Here is a 22,297-nt window from a genome sequence, read left to right as displayed (position 1 = left end):
GAACCGGCAATTTATTTTGGTCATTCTACAGAGGCAAGCTGCATGACCGAAGTCAGCATTTAGACATTGCTCCAGTTTAGAACAGTGCTAGCTCGCGCATTGCCGTTTTGACTTTATCTTTATTCAGCATATAAGCTTTTTCCTGTGGTGGGTTGATCGGCATCGCTGGTGCATCCGGTCCTGCCAGACGGCGAATCGGTGCATCCAGATCGAATAAACATTCCTCTGCGATGATCGCAGCCACTTCGCCGCCTACACCGCCAGTAAGATTATCCTCATGTACGATCAGCACTTTACCTGTACGTCGTGCTGCTTCAACGATGCCTTCACGATCGATCGGCTGAATGGTGCGCAGATCGAGCACATGGCTCGTAATGCCTTCCTGCTCAAGCTCCTCGGCTGCCTGCATAATAAAATGCAGTGGCAAGCTATAGCTGATTACCGTAATATCATCGCCCTCACGTAGCACATTGGCTTTACCGATCGGTACAACATAATCATCCTCAGGCACATCGCCCTTGATCAGCTTATAGCATTTTTTATTTTCAAAAAAGAGGACTGGATCTGGATCGCGTACCGCGGCTTTGAGCAAGCCTTTGGCATCATATGCAGAATACGGTGCAACGATCTTTAAGCCCGCTGTACCGAAAAATACCGACTCCATACATTGCGAGTGATACAATCCACCGAAAATACCGCCGCCGATTGGTGCGCGTACGACGAGTGGACAGCTCCAGTCATTGTTAGAGCGATAGCGAATTTTTGCCGCTTCACTAATAATCTGATTCGTCGCTGGCAGCATAAAGTCGGAGTATTGCATTTCCGCGATCGGCTTCATGCCATACATCGCTGCACCGATCGCTACACCGGCAATCGCTGATTCGGACAACGGTGTATCCATTACACGATCTTCGCCGTAAAGCTCCTGCAAGCCTTTTGTCGTTGTGAACACGCCGCCCTTCACACCAACATCCTCACCCAGTACAAATACGTTCTCGTCCAGCGCCATCTCTTCCTTCATCGCCAGACGAATCGCATCAATATATTCCATCATTGCCATTACTGTGCATCCTCCCCGTCACCTGCGAATACATGCAGCAGTGTGTCCTCTGCACGCGGATAAGGAGCATTGTCAGCGTACTCGGTCGCTTCCTTCATAATCTGCGTGCATTCCTTTTGCAGCTCTTCATCCTGCTGCTCACTCCAGATACCGCAATCAAGCAAATATTGCTTGTAGCGTGGCAAACCGTCTTTTTCCCAGTTTGCATCGACTTCTTCCTTTGTGCGATAGGCCAGATCGTTATCCGATGTGGAGTGTGGAGCAAGACGATACACCATCGCCTCGATCAGTGTTGGGCCTTCGCCGTTAATTGCACGCTCACGCGCTTCCTTCACCGCCGCGTATACTTCCAGCACATCGTTACCATCGACGCGCAGTCCTGGGAACCCGTAGCCAAGCGCACGATCGCTGATCTTGCCGCTAAGCTGCTTGTGAATCGGCACGGAGATTGCATACTGGTTATTTTCACACATAATGATTACCGGCAGTTTATGTACACCGGCAAAATTACAGCCTTCATGGAAATCGCCCTGGTTACTGGAGCCTTCACCAAAGGTAACGAACGAGACGAGCTTCTGACGCTTCATCTTCGCTGCCAGTGCCACACCTACAGCGTGTGGAACCTGTGTCGTTACCGGGCTGGAGCCTGTTACAATGCGCAGACGTTTACTACCAAAGTGTCCGGGCATCTGACGACCGCCGCTGTTCGGATCCTCAGCCTTCGCAAAGGCAGACAGCATCAGCTCACGTGCCGTCATTCCAACCGATAATACAAAACCATAATCACGATAATAAGGCAGGAAATAATCCTCTTGACGATCCAGTGCGAACGCAGCGCCAACCTGAGCCGCCTCCTGTCCTACACCGGATACGTGAAAGTTAATTTTACCGGCGCGCTGTAGCAGCAAGCAACGCTCGTCGAACTTACGCGCCATCATCATATATCGATACAATTCAATCGCCTGGTCATCGGTCAGCCCAAGCTGCTCATGCCGGGTTTGCTGGTCAATAGTACCTTTTGCCTTCATTGCAGGTACCTCCTTCATAAATAACGAAGCGATCAAGTCCACTTCGTGCTCACTTACGCGTCCTGAGTGTATCATCCGCCGAGTCGGTACAAAGCCGTCAACATGCGTTAGCTCAAGAATCGCTGTCTTATTAGTTCATCAGGCTTCTACTTGTAAGGGTACACTTCTCATGCCCTATTTCGCAAATATACCTCTCTCCTGCTGTGTGATATCGCGATTCGCGCATCCTCATCACAGCCCGTCAAAGCGTTATTAGCTCTTGTCTTAAAACCTGGTACTAAGACTTGAGTACAATCCTATTATAAACATACTTACAGCGAAAAGAAAAGATGGATTTGTCCCTGATCTCGCAGGACAGTCCATCTTTTCCATTTTGTTCACTTTTTTATATAGGACGTATAGTTCTACAGAGTGCTGTAAAACGAGCAATTGCTGTGCCGAATTCTCTTCCGCACGCTCTGGTCACTGCTATATTACATTCCGATCGCTTTGCCGTCGACAGCCAGCATCGCTTCGCCAAGAATCTCTGCCAGTGTAGGATGGGCATGAACCGTTTGCCCGATCTCCCACGGCGTAGCATCAAGGAATTGCGCCAGTGCGGCTTCGCTGATCAGATCGGTTGCCTGTGGGCCGATAATTTGGACGCCCAGTAGATCATCGGAATTCGCATCCGCAATGACTTTGACGAAACCTTCACTGTCGCCATGCACCAGCGCCTTACCAATCGCTTTGAACGGGAACTTACCGATCTTAATCTCACGTCCCTGCTCCTTCGCCTGTGCCGCGCTAATACCTACGCTAGCTACCTCTGGACGGGTGTATACACAACGAGACACCTGAGATGGCTCGTAATGTACAGGCTCACCGCAAATGTGATTGACCGCTGTGATACCTTCATGACTGGCAGCATGAGCAAGCTGCAAGCCGCCGATCACATCACCGATCGCATAAATATGCGATTCGCTTGTTTGCATCACGTCATTAACTTTAATAAAGCCATTCTCAATCGCAATATCCGTATTCGCCAGTCCAATCGTCTCCACATTCGCGCGACGTCCGACCGAAACGAGCATTTTAGCAGCAGATAACTCAATCGTCTGTTCATTATGAACTAACGAGATGCTAAGCCGATCATCCTGCGGTGCATACGAATCAAGCTGAAGTGAAGCACTTGTATAAATTTTCACGCCACGCTTTTCCAGCAGACGGTGCAGCTCACGCGCTACTTCCTCATCCTCCTGCGGCAAAATATGCGGTGCTGCTTCGACAACCGTTACCTCTACACCAAAATCATTCAGCATCGATGCCCATTCCATCCCGATCACACCGCCACCCACGATCAGAATCGAGGCTGGCAATTGCTCCAGCTGTAACGCGTGATCACTATTCAGGATCAGCTTGCCGTCTGCTTCCAGACCCGGCAGATCACGTGGGCGTGAGCCGGTAGCGATAATGAGATTTTTAGATACTACCGTTTCCATCTCGCCATCTTCCAGCTCTACTGCCACCGCGCCGCTCTGTGGGGAAAAGATCGATGGCCCGATCACGCGACCCTGACCGCGTACGATCGTGATTTTATTCTTTTTCATCAAATACTGTACACCGCGATGCAGCTGATCTACGATTCCTTGCTTACGCGACTGCACCTGTTCAAATTGTAAACGCACACCATCTGCTGCGATTCCATATTGCTCGCTATCCTGCATCATCGCGAATACTTCAGCGCTGCGCAGCAGACTTTTACTTGGAATACAGCCACGATGCAAGCAGGTTCCGCCAAGCTTATCCTGCTCGATAATGACAACTTCCTTTCCTAACTGGGCTGCACGAATTGCTGCCACATATCCTCCAGTACCGCCACCAAGAACGGCAATATCACACTGTATCGTCATCAATGAGTCACTCTCTTTTCGCTAGTTTGAATAGATTAATCTACTACATGGTCGTTAGGCTTAATGTTCCTTTTGCGTTCCGATCCTGTCATTGTAAATCCAGGATCAACGTTAGTGCCAAGGCGTCCATCATCAGGTGCATCTATTTGCATCCATCCTATCATGCAGACACCACATCATCTTAATACTGAATTGCATCTTAGTTCAAGGAGCAAAATAATAGCAGAATCGATTGATGCAGGGCTACGCTATGTAAAGTCGGGCTTGGCTTATCGCTGTACAAGCCAGCTTCGCTCGACCTGCTGGACTTTGTTTACTCGTATAGAGCATCTTTGAGTCGACTGGACATTTTCGGCTTTTTGCTGTTGGCTTTGACCAATGCGGTGCGTAGTCTTTTGTTATCTGCTTGTAGCTGCTGTACAGTATCGAGCAGCTGCTGGAGCGCATTATGATCCTCTGTACTAAGCTGTTGCTTTTGCAGCAGCTGCTCGATGTGAACTAGAGCTGGCTGTATCGTATCGCTCATGCTGATCCTCCTTTTTCATATATCCATTCCTATCATGGCAAAAAAACCGGGCATCGTCAGCACGGCTTGTTGTCGATTACATGTATCTTGTCCGTACAGGTGTTGCATGATCCCTCTGAGGTCTATCCTTTCACATGGATGAAATGTCGTCAAGGGGCAACGGAGGTTGATGTTAGGCTGGATGGGTAGTTGGGTTTGAGATAAGATCGGCAGAATGAGATTTTTAGTGGGATAAACAGAGCTAAATGTTATGCTGAACGGGGAAATAGAGAGATCGATCTAATAGATTCCGTTACTATGTCGCTGGTGTATAGCTTCTACTATGTTGCTGAGGTATAGCTTGCAATACATATAGTGTATAGCGAATGGCAATAATTGAAGGAAGGAATAAGAACCTGCACAGTTCGCTTATTCCTCCCCTGTATGGCCTGCATCCTATAAGATGTGGCTTCATAAAACAGAGATATCCCTGTTGCAAACAATAAATGATGGCGTACAATCATGCAGAAATCCTTATCATTATGCAATGTTGCTCCTAGACATTCATTCCGTTACCTTACAGCCCTGGTGTAAACAATCCCTGCTCACCACGGAGCTTAGCGAGTGCTTCAACGAAGAAATAATCTCCATAAATAATCGGCACATTCAGCTGACGATTTTCAGGATAATGTACGGTGCCGTAGGTGATCATTCCTTCATCGTTGCTATGACGTGTAGAGTAGCGAGCGTATAGCCCTGATATCAGGCGAGAAGCTGCTTGTTGCAGAGATTCGCTTTCAGACTCGTCGACGTATTTGGCGAGCTCTAGCATACCGCTGGCAGCGATGGCGGTTGCAGACGAATCATAGGCATTGCGATTCGCTTCCGGGGCGCGAAAGTCCCAGTAAGGCACGATATCATCACCCATTTGCTGGAGGAAGAAGCCAGCGGTCTGACGGCTAATTTCTAAATATCTGGCATCTTTGGTGTAGGCATAGGATAGAGCGAATCCATGTAATGCCCACGCCGTACCACGTGCCCATGCAGAGCCGGGAGCGTAGCCTTGACCCCCATGCTCGTGGCGCTTGTGACCTGTAAGGGGATCGAACTCAATCACATGACAGATCGAATGATCCGCTCGCACGAATTCACGAGCGACCGTATTCGCATGAAGCGTAGCCAGTTCATAGTAACGAGGATCGCCCGTTTCCAGTGAAGCCCAGTAAAGCAGGGGCAAATTCATCATACTATCGATGATCGCCACCCCGCGTGTATCCATATGCGCAGATTCAAAATTCCATGCTCGAATATAATGGCCTTTGACATTGAACCGCGCAGCAAGCAGGTTGGCTGCTAATAGACTACGCCGTCTCGCTTCGGCATTTCCAGTCTGCTTATAATGCGCTACACCGCTGAGCAGCCAGATAAATCCGAGATCATGATCAACCTGTTCTGTATCATGCAGACATGGCTCTAGCTGGCGTTCACAGCTTTGCGCCCATTGAGCTAGCTGCTGAGATGCCAGCTGCTTTGTGTCCGTTTCAGCCGTAAACGCTGGATTGTACTTATGCACGAGCCAGAGAAGCCCCGGCCAAAAGCCTGCTGTCCACCACTGCGGATCACAGCGATCATACACTCCATGCTCCGCCACATGTGGAAAATGATCTCTGGTAATGCTCGCCTGTGTTATCGTCTTATCCGTTGCCCACTTCCATGCTTCATGTACCCATTCGTTAGATGACACGCTGCTCATATACTCTCTCCTTTGCTGATGACAGGCGTGTGCCTGCTTACGATATGTATAACGTGAGAAAATTATGCAATTTCTAACCATGATCAACAACATTCTTCTACCGAAATGATAACGTTTACAAAAAGAAGCGTCAAAGGAATTTTCGTTATGGAAACTATGGAATTTACGATATTACGATGATGGAAACTACAATCAGGTATGGAAATCCTAAAAACAACCTGTAATGTAGCCAGTATAGATTGCTACTGGCTATCAGCTTGTGAATACGGATCTCTATCTAGTTCCCAACAGCTTCAAAGTCAAACCTGCACATAAAACAGGTCGGCTACACGCTATCCCCTGTGCAACCGACCTGTTTTCAACTATTATTCATTCACTGCAGATGCTTCATTCGCTGGGGCCAGATCCTTTATATACCAGGCATCGCATGCATTATGCTCGGTGCCATCCAGTGGTCGCTCCAGCTGACGGAAGCCGAACTTGAGATACAGCGTATTCGCCACTTCCAACCGATCAAAGGTTTCCAGATAGCAATACTTATAATGCTGAGCGGCAAAATCAAGCGCCTTTTGCACCAACAGACGAGACAGCCCTTTGCCCTGTGCTTCTGGTATAATATACAGCTTCTGTAGCTCACACACTTCAGTTTCTTTGCCAAAAGTGCCTATTCCTGCCCCGCCGACTACCGTATCATCATCTGTAACAGCGACCCAGTAAGCCATACGTGGATCACTATTATAATATTCAGCCAGCTGGCGAAGCTGCGGGTCAAAGTAAGCAGTCCCCGGCAGGTTCAGCCCGAATGACTCCAGTGACTCTTTAATAATACGTTCAATCGCTGCGTTATCCTTCGGCTCGATCGGTCTAATGTTCATACTCAGTCCCCCTTATACATATGCTTATTGTAAATAGCTAGCCAGATTGTTTCCTGTCTGTCCGTGGTTCTGATTTATCGTCCTATAAGCGAGGATACAGGCTCTAATTGGGCAATATCGTTTACCAGCTCATCGACCTGCTCCACCTGCGTTGCCCAGCTAGTGCAAAAGCGAATCGCACTGTGCTGCTCATCGACTTTTTCCCATAGAGAAAAGGAATACTTATTGCGTAGCTTGTCCAGCACCTCATTCGAGACGATCGGGAATTGCTGATTCGTTGAAGAGTCATAGCGGAATGTAAAGCCCTGCGCGGCAAAGGCACCACGAATACGTAGTGCCTGCTGAACAGCATGCTGCGATACCTCCATGTACAAGCCATCCTCAAATAGCGTTTCAAACTGAATGCCGAGAATGCGTCCCTTTGCCAGCATTCCACCACGCTGCTTGATCAGATAACGGAAATCCTTTTTCAAGCGATCATTCACAAATACGACCGCTTCACCCATTAGCGCTCCGACCTTAGTTCCACCGATGTAAAATACATCGCATAGCTCTGCGATACGCTCCAGCGTCAGATCATTTTCAGGTGAAGCGAGCGCATAACCAAGACGTGCGCCATCGATATACAGGGGTAGCTGGTGCTGCTGACAGATTTCATATAAGGCTTCCAGCTCCGCGTGGCTGTAAATCGTGCCATTTTCAGTCGGCTGGGAAATGTAGACCATGCCTGGCTGCGTAATATGCTCATGGGTCGCATCGTTCCAGTGCTGCTCATACAGCTGCTGTACTTGAGCGGCAGTAATTTTACCATCATCACTTGGTAGTGTGAGAATCTTATGCCCTGTCGCTTCGATTGCCCCGGTCTCATGTACAGCAATATGACCGGTAACCGCTGCGATAACTCCCTGATGCGGACGTAAAATACTAGAGATGACCGTCATATTCGTCTGCGTACCGCCCACGAGAAAATGAACATCAGCCGCTTCATTGCCACAGGCTGTACGGATATACTGACGTGCGCGTTCACAATATTCATCAACGCCGTAGCCGCTGGTCTGCACCATATTGGTGGCTACCATTTTGTTCATAATGCGCTCATGCGCACCTTCTGTATAATCACTCTCAAATCGTATCATCGTCTCTTCGCTCCAATTGATCTAATTTTTGTTGAATCTTTTGCATCGCAGCATGCATCTCTTCCAGCTCATCAGATGGCAGAGCACGGAAGAGACGAATAATCAGCTCATTGGATCGATCATCCAGCTCCTTATATACTGCCTTCCCCTCATCGGTTAGTCGTAAGAGACTCACACGCTGATCGTCAGCCGAGGATTGCTTGTACAGCAGTCCCAGCTTCACCAGACGACGAATGATTCGGCTCATATAGCTACGATCAATATTCAGCGAATCGACCAGCATATTGGCGATACATGGCTCATTCATGCCGATCTCGATGATCACACGCGCTTCGGTAAACGAGTATCCGCTATCCAGCACATGCCCATTGAGCACCCCAATCATATTCGTATATCTTCGATTAAAATGCCGAATATCAGCGATCATCGCCTTATCCATCTTCGTATTCACTCCCAGATTCATGCTGTGCTTTTCATCAGACTCATGCTGTATCTTGATATCCTATGTATAGCAGCGGCGATAGAGTATGATCTCTATTATTTAGTGGACAAAGTCCACTTTTGATTAAAATTAAATATAGTGTCTATTGTGGACAATGTCAACTAAATTTTGTGCTTCGAATCGTATAAATACTCATAATATGTAAATATATACATATATAATGAGAAATAGCCCTTTTCCTTGCTATGTACAGCCTACAGCAAGGATGAAGGGCTATCGCCACATCGTATTTGATTCGCTTTAAAATAAAAGACGTTCAGTTATTCCTACACCTGGCCAGTAGACACGAATTGTAGTATTGATTCGTTAAGCATCATGAATACATTTATTTCTTTATATATCATTCTTGCTTCTAGATTCTTGCTTGTAGTTATCCTTTTGAATTGTACATTACAGTGACAGATCATCCTTTTCCAGCCTTAGCTCATAGGAGATATAGGAGCTATACTGTGCACCCTCCAGTCGAACACCTTTTAATAGTCCGTTGCGACTCGCTACATGACTCGCTTCCGGTGGAAAATTCATTGTACTTCCAGGGGTCAGACAGCGTAGCGACAACCGCCCATTGCTATAGCGTAAATGAAGACTCTCTACAGCGGTGTCTACTCCAAGGGTCGACTCTGATGTTTCCGACACTTCCAATACAGCAGCCTCCTTGCCATCATACATAAATAACGGAATCCAGGCTCCCAGTCTACGAATAGAAGACTGATCTGCATCCATCATTCGATAACTCACCTGAACGATGCCCGGTCGCTGCTCATAAATCGCTTGAATCTGCCTTACACCACCAGGCAAAGGGCCACTCCATTCCATGACGAGCCGTGCCATCTGCTCCTCATGCCTGGCTTCCACGATGCGATAACCACCGCCACCATCAGCTGGATCGACACCCGCATCGCAATCAAATGGCACGCTCGTATGAATCCCATCTGCCAGCTGATGCCATGCTCCATCCTCTGTTTGCCATGCAGGTTCATGAATCAACGGAAACACCTCTCCCTCAGCAAAACGGGTAAAGCCCTGATCCCGATATCCTGCTGACGAAGGACCGATCAAGCCGGATATGCCAGCGCGATGGATGCGAGACAGACCGGGAATATTATACGGATCATTGAGCGCGGTATGCCAGACAAGCTGCTGTCCAGCAACACCGCTCAATATCGTTTGAAACCAGCCATCCGTTTCCAGTGTATAGCTCGTACATAAGGCAGGAGTTGGATAAGGAGTTATACTTTCCAGCTCCTCACCATAATCAATGGCATAGGCGAGCGCGGCAGCTGTCCATAGATTGTAGCACGTATGATTCGTATAAATTTCATACCCATGCCGCTGCTCAGGTGTGTAATAATTGCGTACAATGTGCAGATCACCTGCTTCCGTCTGCCAGCGCTCTATTGCTTCCCATGTCAGATCGGTTGCCTGACGAAAGGCTCCTGCCAGCTTGCTCTGCCCCTGCTTCGCTTCACGAATGGCCTGCACGGTGAAAATTAGCGCCGCAGTCGCTTCATTCCATTGATGCTGAGAACTGCGTCCACGAGTGGGCCATTCGCCAAGTGGAGACAGCATGAGTAGCGAGCTGCGAGCACCGCGCCATAGTAGCTCCTGCACTACATCTGCTGTCTCTCCTTCATAGCCTGCCAGCAGCATCAGGGTCAGGTGGTAGCGGGTCACAATATCATAAGCAAAGGGGCAATTCGGCATATTCAGTGGCCCATCCTGATACAAGCCCAGCGAGGTAAAGCGCGGCACATGGTATCGCTGTAGATACGTATCCATCCAGCGTGTATCTTCACCGCCTAATCCTTCGGCATAACGCATATATTCACCGGATAGCATAATCGCATTCCAGTTGATCATACGGTTCGGATTGTTCATTTTACTCATCGTAAATACATATGTAGCCTCTGGCTCAATCTGCTGCAATTGCTGCTGCCAGTGAAGTGCCTGCTGGGGCAAAAGTGGCTTGAGCATGCGATACGCCCCCATGATCATAATTGGGAAAAAGTCTGGATGCCCATCCGGTGCGCGCTGCTCCACCAGGGCCTGTATGCTACAGGTTAGCGCTGAGGCTGCTGATTCGAGCAGGTCGGTGCGTCCTTTGGATACGAGTACAGCCGCTGCCATGGCATAGGAAGGGGTCGAATAATAACGTTCCTGCTCAGAATAGGGATCATGAATCGCACCGTGGGGCTGCTGGTAGGCTCGATAATGCTCCACCAACCTTGTTAACAATCGCAATCGGCGTGCCAGATTCCATGACGATTCCAGCGGCTCACACTGCTCCAGCTTACTCTCATACGCTTGAAAGTTATCTTGCCAGCGATAAGGCTGCTGATATCCAAGATTCACCCTTGTCTGCTGCTCCATGTAAATTGCTCCCTTTCGATATTTTCGATCATCTGTCTCCTAGTCGTTCAACGGCTCGTGCGCAATCACTGTAAACGTGAACAGACAGTGAATACATCGCTCCTGATTCTCATCAGCAATGTGGTGCATAGCACCCAGCTCCTGCCTGGCGGCTAACGCTTGCCTACTCTGTATCAGTACCACATTCGTTCGATACAATGTGATCGGCTGCCCTTCATGATCATAGCTGGCGAGTTCCTCGGTATAAATATCATACTGTCCTTTGACGATATCCAGCCGTACCAGTGCCTGTTCTCCCTGCCAGAGAATGCCCTGCTCACCGATATGCGGCTTGATCCGGCTCATAAAGCGCTCGTTAATCTCAAGCTTATCCCCACTTATCGCCTCGTCTTGCTTGAAAATAAACCGATCCTGTACTTCCAGCTTAGCCATCCTAGTTGCCGCTTCTGCTGTAGCCAGCGACTGCCAGTGAAAACGACGTGTAAAGCTGGTCAGCCCCACTGCTGTTGGATAAGCAGCAGCTAGCTCCAGCATGAATACCGTTTCCTGTGCCTTCTGCTCTACCTCTAGCACGACCGCTGCCTGTTCACGTCCTGATTGCTGCTCCATCCCATTAATACGAGGCACCGAATGCCCAGCAGAGGAAATATGCAAAATCGCTTCTCGACCCGGTGCAAAATAGGCCTGTGTGTACATCCCAGCGCCAGGATCGCAGAGCAGATTCTGCCCACCGCCATGAATAATGAAGCTACCCAGATCATTATGATTATGCGGCTCGTCATTATGCCCACCTTTAGCAGCAAAGCCTACCTTGCCCGGCACAACCAGCCATTCCAGATCACGCCAATAATGGCTACTAACGCGGCTTTCAACTTGATCAGCTGGATTGGTATCATTCACACCCCAGCGCTCAGGCTTCGACCATAACAGATCACGCAGCATATGCGCCCAGCGATGACAGTGATCCTGGCTAAATAACGGCATTTCAAACGGTAACGAGATGCTCACGCCCTGCCGTTCTGCCAGACGACTCAGTAGTCCAGCTGGCAATGTTTGCCGCTCCTCGCTGTCTGAAAAGTTAACAAACACACCGCCAGACAGATGTGCCGCCTGCGGAAACGCAGCAATTGCCTGTATTTTACGTTGCTGCGCCTCGCTCAGCTGAACCGGATGGCCTGCCGCTTCCAACATATCGATCAAATATGTAAAATAACCAAACCCGTATACCCAGTAACCGATCCCTTCTCCGCAACCTCCATCTTCACCATAGCCCTTTAGAAAATAATCCACTGCTTGAAGCACACGCTTCAATATCCGCTGCCGGCGTCCAGCATGCTGCTCGACAAGTAGCGCGGCTATACCGCAGCCACTCGCACATACTGCCGCCCAGTTATGCTCTGCCGTCTCCCAGCCAAAATGCCGCTCGCCATCCACCAGCACATCCAGCACACGTCGCCGAATTTCCAGCTGCATCCGCTGGATTATTCTCGGATCAATGCTGCCATCTAGTAATATGCAAAGCTCTGCAAGCATCCCCGTTGTTTCGGCTGTAAACAGGTCAATCTCCTGCCATGCTGGTGTATTCGCCTCTGCTGGCAGATGTGCTGGCAAGCACCATGTGTATTCACCGCATAGATCCCAGAGCGCCTCCTCTAGCGCGAATCGTATTTCATTTATGTCTAATTCTAATATATGATTCTGCTGTTGTTGTCGTTGCTGTTGTTTTTTCTGTTGTTGCTGTATATGCCGTTCTTGTAGCCCCTGCTCCACGACCTGTCTGGTGCTATCCGTATCTACACGCTCTTGCTGCTGACACTTCGCTTGGAGCCGCAGTAGCATAATCGCAAGACTTCCCACTTTCCCCCGACGATCAAAATACACCTGCTCATACGGAATACGCTGCCCTTCATCTGCAAACTGTCGAAATAGCTCAAATCGCAGCGCAGGTAATCCTTCAACCAGCGCACGCCGAGCATACTGCTCGATATCCTGCCACCAGTCCGTATAGGCTGGATGCTGCATCGTGATCAGCAGACGTGTACGGATATCCTCTATCCGCCAAAGCGACGCAGGCTGTATAGAATGTAGCAAATCGCTATTCATTTCAACACTCCTTACTCAAGCTAGATTTCATGCTATGATGCATAGATTCCTCTAATTATTACTCCATGTGTACTATGACGAACCTATAGTTATGCCTATTGCTCCAGGCGTACTATAACGTACCAGTACCCCTACTTCTTACTCCACTTCATACTATAGAGATAGAGCCACCTCATCCTCCGCTACACCATATCCCTCTAGCTTAGAAAGTATCCTGGAAAGCTTCGATTTTAACCTGTATTCATTAATCTGCTGCACTGCTGCAAAAACCAGCTAATTCCCATCGCTTAATAAAATAACGCTTTCAAAAATAAAAGTATAGCCATCATCCTGCTATATGTATGCACAATTCAGTTGGATTTCTTTTAAAAGCTCTTATCCCTTTATTTGATCTAGTATGTATTATTTTATTTGCTCATTTCTCTGATCTATCTTCTGTGTGTCTTTTTTCTCTTCTTTTTTCTCTTCTCTTTTCTCTGTTCTGTTTATTCACTCACTTCTATTTTTCTAGTCACTCACTATAGTAAGTATCTTCTTTTTCTTCTTTAGACCAACCGAACCCCAGTATGAGCTATTTATAATTACGTCACCTGCACAAACACACTACAGACACAACCAACAATAAAAGGGCAAGCCATTACAGCTCACCCTTTTATCCATCATGACTTACTTTCTCTGTCTCCGATAACGAACAAACGCATACACGATCATAACCAGTACAATCCCGATCGCATCAATCAATGTATCGCTAAAATGACCTGTACGACCTGCAATCCATGTCTGATGCCATTCATCTGTAGCCGCATATGCATACGCAATAATAGCTGCCCATATCAGTGGCATATACGTAGAACGCGTTAGCGAAGAACCTACACGCACGAGCAAAAATGTCAGTAGCGCAAATTCAGATACATGACCACCCTTACGGATGAAAAATTCCCAGAACGCATACGGCTCACTTCCACTCACCGTATAACCACCATAGCTAAATTCGATCATCGGCGTGATCGCTGCAAGCGAAGGCTCGGCAATCCAGCTAGCCAGCAGTGGCTTCACATCCTGCTCCTGATAGGGCTGATTGGACATCATAAAAATGAACACCATCCAGCCGATCGTCAGTAGCGACCAGATGAGCAGTGGAATCGGACGAACACGCCGCGATGATCGCGAAGCATAGAAGGGCAAGTCTGAGCGCATAGTGTATTCCCCTTTCCAAACGACTCCGTTCTTGCACATATGCCGTGTATTATACCAGTAACATCCACTTTGATTCAAATGACTTCTTTCAAGTGAATGTTATTGATGATTCGCGATCGCGCTCTTAGTTACCCAGCAAAGCCAGTAGCTCTATCCTTTATCAGCCTGTACTTTTCCTATCGCTTACTTATAGCTGTTTTCCATTATATGTGCTCGTATATAGCACAGATAATTCATCATTATTTACATTTGAACAATGCCAACGACAACAGCAAAAGCAGTCATACAATCCAGCTTCACGGCAACGAGCGCTTCCACTCTCACAGGTTCCTATTTTCCTGCTTACCGATTCAATGATGAACTTGTAGACTGCTTTTCTGGCTTGCTATTCGATGGGAGCACGCTCCACGAAATATTTATTGGTCATATAATACGCTTCACCACGAGATGTTTCGACCTTGCCCTTTTTCGGGTCTAAAAATACGATTTCCTTACACTTTGTACAATACCATTTGGTGCGCATCATCGGTGAATCGGTTGTGTAAGCTGTACCACATTTGCAATCCACCTTGATCAGTACTCCATTTTGCTTATAAGCGCTGCTCAGATGCTCTTCTGCTTCATCTGGCTGCTGATTAGGCACAATCACACGCTGATAATCAGAGAATTGATTCTGTACTTTAAAATCGGCAACGAGTTCCGGGTTCAGACCAAAAAATTCCTTGCCTATACTCGTCACAAAGCGTGTATTGGTTCTGTAGCTTTCAAGCCATTCTTCGATCTGTTGGTTAGACAGGGGTACAGTACCCTTAATTCCACTGTTCAGGGTGTAAGTCATGATGTGTAAAGCGTCACTCTGTTTGCTTGAGTACATTAGAAACCTCCTCTTTCTTCAAAAGCTAATGTACTACAAAATATCGTTTTAATCAAAGCGTGAATTTAACTAAAATTCCATGTTATAGAATTCGTAATCAGCTTTGACAGAATTCAAGATATTCCGTAGCAAGACGTTCCTGCTAGCCCTTGATTCAAAAGGGAATCTTCTCGGCTAGTTGCTGCCATATCGTCATTAACTCCTGGTTGATGTGAAAACATTTAAATTGCAGTAAAGGTACAAATACATGCATAGTAGATTGTTTAGGACTTGCTAGTCTATTGTATCACTGGTTGCAAATGCGCGCTGTAATAGCTTATTAACGAGTAGACCGTCATTGCCTGCTATCGCTTCACTACCTGCTTTATTTTATCCATACTGGCTATAGATGCTCATATCGACCGTCCAATCGATACGGTTGCGTATGATCCATTGCTGTACAGACTCATCCAGATGAATCGCAAACTGCTCTCGCTCCACCTCGTTCACCTTACAAAAATGCTCAATCAATGCATATTGCTCGATCCAGCCCTGCATATCTGCAAATCCGATATGCTTGATCATATGACATTGAAAGCACAGCGAGATCATATCGACCAGACGTTGGATTCCAAGCTCTTCATCAAACTCCCATTGCTCATGACAATGCAGTTTATGTACCTCATGACCCTTTCGCCGTCCACAAATGACACAGGCATAGCCATCACGGCGTTGAACGTTCAAGCTAAGCTGTCTCCAGCGATAAGAGCTGATATGACTTCGTACATTGACATTCATTGTAGGAATAGGAATTAATTCAATAGCTAGCTTCATCATGCTCTCCATTACTTCTTGTCGTGTTCTTGTTGTACAGGTGGATGTCTTACTGTATTGTACAAGCTGCGCGTGCTCACATGATTGTGCTATCCGATCCAAGCGGCGGCTGCATTCAGCCATTGTAATCTGTGCTCATCGTTATAGCAATGGAGTAATCATTCTACCATTAGGTGCCGAACAAACACCACCCTGTTCGTCCGCTCACCTATTATTGCACATTATTGCCATTATATACTTATAATTATTTTGCTATATTTAATAGCGATTATACATCAAATCGACAAAATTTCACTAATTATTTGCTCATACTGCTTCATTATCCGAAAATAAAGTACACAAACTGTATATTTGTTCATATTTTAAAATTATCATCTAATAATGGATACGAACAAATAAATATTTTTTGATTTTTTTGTAAATAGGGCTAGATGTTTATGTAAACCTATGCTAAACTATCCCCATACAGAAAGGAGGTGCGTCAACATCAATAATCACATGTTGAACGCGTCCTTTACCCAAGCCGAGGTTCTGGCTTAATCACCAGAACTTTCCGGTGGCGCGGGATGCGGTCAGATTTAAATAGCGCCATTTGGGTTAGAAAGGTCACCTGCGGGTGGCCTTTTTACTTTGTCTTGTATTGATTAATTGAAAGATAACGCTTACAATTTAATTATCATTCCGCATACCGTCAGATACGTATCATCCCTGATCTGGGATTCCACATCGATCTTTAATCTGTTTTCCAGTATTCGCAATTATTCTGATATGACCTGCAATTTAAACTTCATCCCTGATTCATGCCATATCTACCGCGTAGTGAACCGGAATGAAATGCAATTTAACGCTACCTATGCAGGAGGAAGAGCTACATGACGAGCTACTGGGAGAAAGCTTCGCATATACAAACCGAAGATTCAATTCGCCTCATTTTAACGCCATCTTCTACTGCACAGGCTTTTTATTTTTTTGTACAGGAGATCGGCCATTTCAAAACTGCCTTTCCTTATGCTACAGAGCACGAGCATTTGAATTCGTATCTCATTTTGTATACACAATCCGGTCGTGGAAAGCTACGTTATGGCGATACGGATTATGCACTCGGACGCGGCGATCTATTCTTCATCCATTGCATGGATTATCATCGGTATGAAGCCGTACGTGAGGAAGAATGGGAATTTCTGTGGCTTCATATTCGCGGGGAAGCGATGGAGGGCTATTATGCACCGTTCAGTCAGCGCCAGTTGCCTGTTTGCCATGTAAATGAGTATTCTGCCATTCCTGGGCTGATGCAACGACTATTGAATATTCAAACGCCGCGCAGCAATAAAACCGAGCTGATCAGCTCTCAGCTAATCGTACAGCTGTTAACCGATATTTTATTACAATCGGTGTATGCAGGCGATAAGCATGGACGTATTCCAGCTCCGGTGCTGGATTTGCAGCAATATTTGGAGGAGCATTATACCGAGCCGATCACACTCGACGATCTGGCGAAAAAGTATGCTGTTAACAAGTTTCAGCTGAGTCGCGATTTTAAGCAGCATATCGGATTGCCGCCTATTGAATATTTGATCAATATTCGGATCAACACCGCCAAGCACATGCTTCGTTATTCAGATAAAAGTATCCAGCAAATTGCAAGTGAGGTCGGCATTTACAATGTGTCTCATTTTATTAATCTGTTCAAGGCACGGGTGGAATGCACGCCACTTGCATATCGTAAAGAATGGACATAATCGGATAGCGGCATTTCGTCTTATCTAAGTTTATGCAGTCATTGTGCATACTGCTATATAGCGATCGAAATAGCAAAAGGCTAGAACATGGCGTTCCAGCCTTTTTGCTGTGTACTCGGCTTTGTATTGCGATTAGCTTGATCCCACCAGCAGCACCGTTATGCTCCGCAGCATCGCACTCGTGATCACGATTGTACTTCCCTGCCTCATCTGCAATAGGAAGATGCGACTCTTACACAGGTAGCGTTGTTGATGCATTCCATGCTGCTTCAACCGCCATGTTAGAGCAGCCAGCTTAGAGCAGAATTGCTAATAATATTTAACGGAAAAATAGCAGATCGCTTACTTTCCACATTACGAGGAAGAGTGCCACTGCTACAACGTATGTAACCAGCACGAATACCCATGCATTTGTTTTCTCCATCTGTGATCCCTCCCTGATTCCAGTATGATGTGATTACGATTCATTTTACTATACTTTGCGGTCATAAGCCTATTGCATTCATCAACGTCATTGTAGATATCATTCACAAGCTATTTCCTCTGAATCGCATCGGTGTACATTCTGGCTATTGATCCCGATGATAGACTTTTGACATACCATTTTCATTATACTGTTTTTAGGATATTGATGCATACAAGGAACCAAATGGATGGCTTATTGACGATGTAAAGGCATATGATGATAGTAGTATAAGGGTGATGATGTGATTACTTTCATTACGGAATAGATTACATTTGTATACACTATATGACTGTTGTTCGACTGATGGTGTTTGATTATTTGGAATCCGAATCGGTCTGGTCAGGAGGCACCACAGGACGTCTACGCATCGGTAGCTCATTACTTTGATGATCCGCATACATAATCGCTTCCAGTTCCTTAGCATGCTCTTGCTCGCGCCGAGAACGATTACGATGATTCCAGTAAATCAAGCCCGCAATCGGTACGACGATAAACCACAGCTTATTTACGATAGAAAACGTACCATATTGCTTTGCAGCTTGTGTACCTGCTCCTGTCAAAATTAAGCCTTCTAAAGTCAATTTGGAATCCTTATCTGTCTGCTCATCATAAGCGCTATACGCCAACTGCTGATGAATATCGATATTAGGTAATACATCCTGCTGGAATGCAGTGCGATCCTGCTGGAAAGTCGCATCGCTACTTACGAGAATCGCTGAGAGATATCCCGTTCTGGTCAAAATACGGGCATTATAATTGACTAGATCATCCTTCGTCGACTCTTTTAATTTTAGATACCAGGTCAACGTATGTGTGGTGGCATTATAGCTCGGCTCCTCGCCCCAGCCTAACACTTGAAGGTTAAGAGCTTCCTTGTTATTCGCATTTTGCTGTTGCAGGTTATTTTGATAGTTAGCCAATATACGCTGTGCATCGATCTGATCATGATCATAATCGAGAATATGACCGTCCTCAGTATACATCAGAATGATCCATGCATTGTCCTGACGATCAAGCAAGCTTCCGAGAATCTGTCCAGTAATCAAATCTCCAGTATATTGCTTCTGGAGTAGCTCCTGTGTCGCTTTTGGCTCAACAAAGCTCATTTGATGATCACTTGGAAAATGAAAGCTGGCAACATCGCCTAGATCGATCTGATCAGTCACCTCGACTGCTGAGCTTTTATCGTGATTAGCTGATAACGAATTCATCGTTGGAGTTAACGCCGATGCCAGAACCACGTCAGGCGTGCTCGTTTGTTTTACAGATGATAGCTTGGTGTCTGTCCGTAATGAAATCTGTGAATTATGTAAGTCTGTATATGCTGAATATTCGGCGGACACGATCTGATTGGAATCATGATTGTGATCAGAAGATACAGCTATTTGATTGAGGATCGGAGCCCTACCATTCTCTACTGCCACACCAGCCTGGGCTACCATCGCATGAGCTACAACTGGATATGCGATCCACCCTATCATACTACTACTAACGACCAGCAACGCTGCATAGACAAGCGATTTTTTCAAAAACGTGCCTCCTTCAAAATATACTTACAGTGCCTTGTCCTGATGAGACATGCAGTGATCATATGCCGCTTTATCATCCATCAACCATTAAACATCGATTTACTATTCACCATCAAGCGATCAAGCATCATGATCAATACTCGTCTACAAATAAAAACTTACCATCTGCATAATCACCAATATCATAATTTTTGACCGTTAAAGTGACTAATGTTGATGCTGTCCATTCGGGTGCTTCATTGTCCGAGCCATAATAATCCTCTGCGGCTTGAATAAGCTTCTCTGCCTTAGCACGAAGCTGAGTTTTGGACACATTGTAGGTGCCATCTCCATTGTAATCCAGATCGATATCCGGTTGATTTTCTACATCGATCAGTACGCTCTTCAGCTCTCCATCACCCGTCGGTGTGAATGTGATCTTATCCACGATAAAGTCATCGGTTACTACCGCTTCCTCTATGCTATGGGACAAATAATTGAACACGGCTACCTGCTTAATAATAGATTGCTCATGCTCAACGTTGGTATGCTGATCTGCCAGATCGCTCGTTTTACGTTGTAATGCCGCATTTGCCTGTTGCAGGTCAGAAACCTGTACATTGAGTGCGATGTTCCAGACCGTGAGTACCATACATCCGAGTATACCGAGACCAGCTAAAATAAGTGCCACCAAAGCCATTACGCTCATTTTAGTCGGTGCTGGCTTTGGCGGTTCTGGTGGTGAATATCCCTGAAAGCCTTCCATACTTTCCTCTCCTTAGCAAAATATGATTTTTAATGAATAGATTAGAATCTATGTCTATATTACTATATTGCACCTCTATTCAACTAGAGGAAAAAAGAGCAGCCTTCCTCTTCATATCGAGTGTAAGCTGCTCTTCATTTCTTTAGGTAAATGTAGATTAGATTGGCGGCAAGTTAGACACCATTAATTAAAGGAGATGAACTTAGATCATAGTACACAGTACTTATATCTGCTTAATTTAGCTGCTACTCATTCCATGCACAATACTGAGCTATGTCTGTATTATGGCTCCATCCGCTATTCTTCTATAACGCTTGTGCTTGGTATACTACGCGCATGATGCAGTAGAGTATGCTATTTTAAGCAATTTGCTCCATTCGTAAATAGACATCATAACGAATAAGCGCTGTATTAGTTCGAAACCTTGTGCTCAATACGCAGCTTATCTGCTACCATCGCGATAAATTCACTATTGGTTGGCTTGGACTTACTAATATTGATCGTATATCCAAACAGATGGCTAATGGAATCGATATTCCCACGCGTCCAGGCAACCTCAATGGCGTGACGAATCGCACGCTCTACACGCGAAGGTGTCGTTTTGAACTTTTCTGCGATCGCTGGATACAGCGTTTTTGTAATCGATCCCAAAATTTCGATATTGTTATACACCATTGTGATCGCTTCACGCAAATATTGATATCCTTTAATATGAGCGGGTACACCAATCTCATGAATGATCGCCGTAATGCTTGCATCCAGATTGCGACCTTTTGTCGGCATCGCAGCTGCTGGCTTGCTCATCGCATTGCTCATATTGATAGAACCACCGCCATTGCTGCTGATCGCTGCATTCGTACCTACGAGCTGGCGAACACGATTAACGAGCACTTCCATATCAAATGGCTTCAAAATATAGTACGAAGCTCCAAGCTGTACCGCACGCTGTGTAATATTTTCCTGACCAAATGCCGTTAGCATAATGATCTTCGGTGATGGTGTCAGATTCATATCACGCAGACGCTCCAGTACACCCAGACCGTCCAGATGAGGCATGATAATGTCCAGAATGAGTACATCTGGAAGCTCTGGTAAGCTTTCCATCGTTTTCAATACTTCCTCACCATTAAATGCAATCCCTACCACTTCCATGTCCTGCTGATTGGAAATATAATCAGCCAGCATATTCGTAAACTCACGATTATCATCTGCTAGCAATACTTGAATAGTTGACAATGGATATTCCTCCTTCATTTTGGTCAAGCTCTCCTGCTGTGTCGCATCCATTTTGCTACAATGGTTCTGCATTTCTAGGATTGTACGATCAATTGGCTATGATATAGCGTTGTGCATGCATTCGAAGCTGTGAGTGACGCTATAGCTATTGCATACCGTTTGTCTAAAGCCAGACGTCTTATCAATCGATCGTGTATCCATTTTGGGGCATACTCTTCACATTATAATATCATTCGACATAAAAGACCTAAACCCTGCTGTCGAAAACAAAAATCTCATAAATTTCCCAATTTTTCTATCCTATGTGCGATAAAAAGCCAGCATATGCTTTGGTAGTGTATATGCGTAAGTACGGCTATCGCTGAGTGTATACTCAATTCGATACTCATACCTATAATCATGTCTGTGTGTGTGCGTGCGTGTGTATGTTCGTGTCCATGTCCGTGTCCGTGTCCGTGTCCGTGTCCGTGTCCG

General features: G+C 46.1%; 17 protein-coding genes. 1 reads left to right on the top strand and 16 read right to left on the bottom strand.

Going from position 1 to position 22,297, the window contains the following annotated elements; genetic code table 11:
• Positions 1-76 precede the first annotated feature (76 nt).
• The 13 genes from SK066_RS09010 to SK066_RS08950 form a co-directional block, all read right to left on the bottom strand.
• Positions 77-1,060, bottom strand: coding sequence for an alpha-ketoacid dehydrogenase subunit beta (locus SK066_RS09010; RefSeq protein ID WP_188775233.1), 984 nt, complete (start codon positions 1,058-1,060; stop codon positions 77-79).
• Complete coding sequence (locus SK066_RS09005) at positions 1,060-2,088, bottom strand: thiamine pyrophosphate-dependent dehydrogenase E1 component subunit alpha (protein WP_250343476.1); 1,029 nt, start codon at positions 2,086-2,088, stop codon at positions 1,060-1,062. The genes SK066_RS09010 and SK066_RS09005 overlap by 1 nt, the downstream gene beginning before the upstream one ends.
• Positions 2,089-2,561: 473 nt before the next feature.
• Positions 2,562-3,980 (bottom strand): dihydrolipoyl dehydrogenase, encoded by a 1,419-nt coding sequence (lpdA, locus tag SK066_RS09000; protein WP_320544836.1) that lies wholly within the window; start codon positions 3,978-3,980, stop codon positions 2,562-2,564.
• Between the two features lie 313 nt (positions 3,981-4,293).
• Complete coding sequence (locus SK066_RS08995) at positions 4,294-4,506, bottom strand: hypothetical protein (protein WP_320544406.1); 213 nt, start codon at positions 4,504-4,506, stop codon at positions 4,294-4,296.
• A 556-nt stretch (positions 4,507-5,062) separates the two neighbouring features.
• Complete coding sequence (locus SK066_RS08990) at positions 5,063-6,238, bottom strand: glycoside hydrolase family 88 protein (RefSeq protein WP_320544405.1); 1,176 nt, start codon at positions 6,236-6,238, stop codon at positions 5,063-5,065.
• A gap of 365 nt (positions 6,239-6,603) precedes the next feature.
• Positions 6,604-7,113, bottom strand: a complete 510-nt coding sequence (locus SK066_RS08985; RefSeq protein WP_320544404.1) for a GNAT family N-acetyltransferase — start codon at positions 7,111-7,113, stop codon at positions 6,604-6,606.
• A gap of 74 nt (positions 7,114-7,187) precedes the next feature.
• Complete coding sequence (locus tag SK066_RS08980) at positions 7,188-8,249, bottom strand: threonine aldolase family protein (protein ID WP_320544403.1); 1,062 nt, start codon at positions 8,247-8,249, stop codon at positions 7,188-7,190.
• On the bottom strand, positions 8,236-8,688 hold the full coding sequence (locus SK066_RS08975; RefSeq protein WP_229685706.1) for a MarR family winged helix-turn-helix transcriptional regulator: 453 nt from the start codon (positions 8,686-8,688) through the stop codon (positions 8,236-8,238). The genes SK066_RS08980 and SK066_RS08975 overlap by 14 nt, the downstream gene beginning before the upstream one ends.
• A gap of 453 nt (positions 8,689-9,141) precedes the next feature.
• Entirely contained in the window at positions 9,142-11,121 is a 1,980-nt protein-coding gene (locus tag SK066_RS08970; RefSeq protein ID WP_320544402.1) for a glycosyl hydrolase, read from the bottom strand.
• 39 nt (positions 11,122-11,160) lie between these two features.
• On the bottom strand, positions 11,161-13,224 hold the full coding sequence (locus tag SK066_RS08965; RefSeq protein WP_320544401.1) for a heparinase II/III family protein: 2,064 nt from the start codon (positions 13,222-13,224) through the stop codon (positions 11,161-11,163).
• 666 nt (positions 13,225-13,890) lie between these two features.
• Positions 13,891-14,421: a VanZ family protein gene (locus SK066_RS08960; protein WP_320544400.1), complete on the bottom strand. Its 531-nt coding sequence runs from the start codon at positions 14,419-14,421 to the stop codon at positions 13,891-13,893.
• A 385-nt stretch (positions 14,422-14,806) separates the two neighbouring features.
• Positions 14,807-15,295, bottom strand: coding sequence for a hypothetical protein (locus SK066_RS08955; protein WP_188775224.1), 489 nt, complete (start codon positions 15,293-15,295; stop codon positions 14,807-14,809).
• 369 nt (positions 15,296-15,664) lie between these two features.
• Positions 15,665-16,018: a hypothetical protein gene (locus tag SK066_RS08950; protein ID WP_320544399.1), complete on the bottom strand. Its 354-nt coding sequence runs from the start codon at positions 16,016-16,018 to the stop codon at positions 15,665-15,667.
• Positions 16,019-16,980: 962 nt separating this feature from the next.
• Here SK066_RS08950 and SK066_RS08945 point away from each other — a divergent pair.
• Entirely contained in the window at positions 16,981-17,847 is an 867-nt protein-coding gene (locus tag SK066_RS08945; protein WP_250343484.1) for an AraC family transcriptional regulator, read from the top strand.
• A gap of 780 nt (positions 17,848-18,627) precedes the next feature.
• Here the strand turns inward: SK066_RS08945 and SK066_RS08940 are convergent.
• From SK066_RS08940 to spo0A, 3 genes are all read right to left on the bottom strand, one after another.
• Positions 18,628-19,842 (bottom strand): DUF2167 domain-containing protein, encoded by a 1,215-nt coding sequence (locus tag SK066_RS08940; RefSeq protein WP_320544398.1) that lies wholly within the window; start codon positions 19,840-19,842, stop codon positions 18,628-18,630.
• A gap of 133 nt (positions 19,843-19,975) precedes the next feature.
• Complete coding sequence (locus SK066_RS08935; protein ID WP_320544397.1) at positions 19,976-20,587, bottom strand: hypothetical protein; 612 nt, start codon at positions 20,585-20,587, stop codon at positions 19,976-19,978.
• 411 nt (positions 20,588-20,998) lie between these two features.
• Complete coding sequence (spo0A, locus tag SK066_RS08930) at positions 20,999-21,823, bottom strand: sporulation transcription factor Spo0A (protein ID WP_320544396.1); 825 nt, start codon at positions 21,821-21,823, stop codon at positions 20,999-21,001.
• Between the last annotated feature and the right edge of the window lie 474 nt (positions 21,824-22,297).

Source organism: Paenibacillus hunanensis (assembly GCF_034055775.1).
GTDB lineage: Bacteria > Bacillota > Bacilli > Paenibacillales > Paenibacillaceae > Saccharibacillus > Saccharibacillus hunanensis.
Note: the sequence above shows the minus strand (reverse complement) of the source record. Positions and strands in the feature narration are given on the sequence as shown.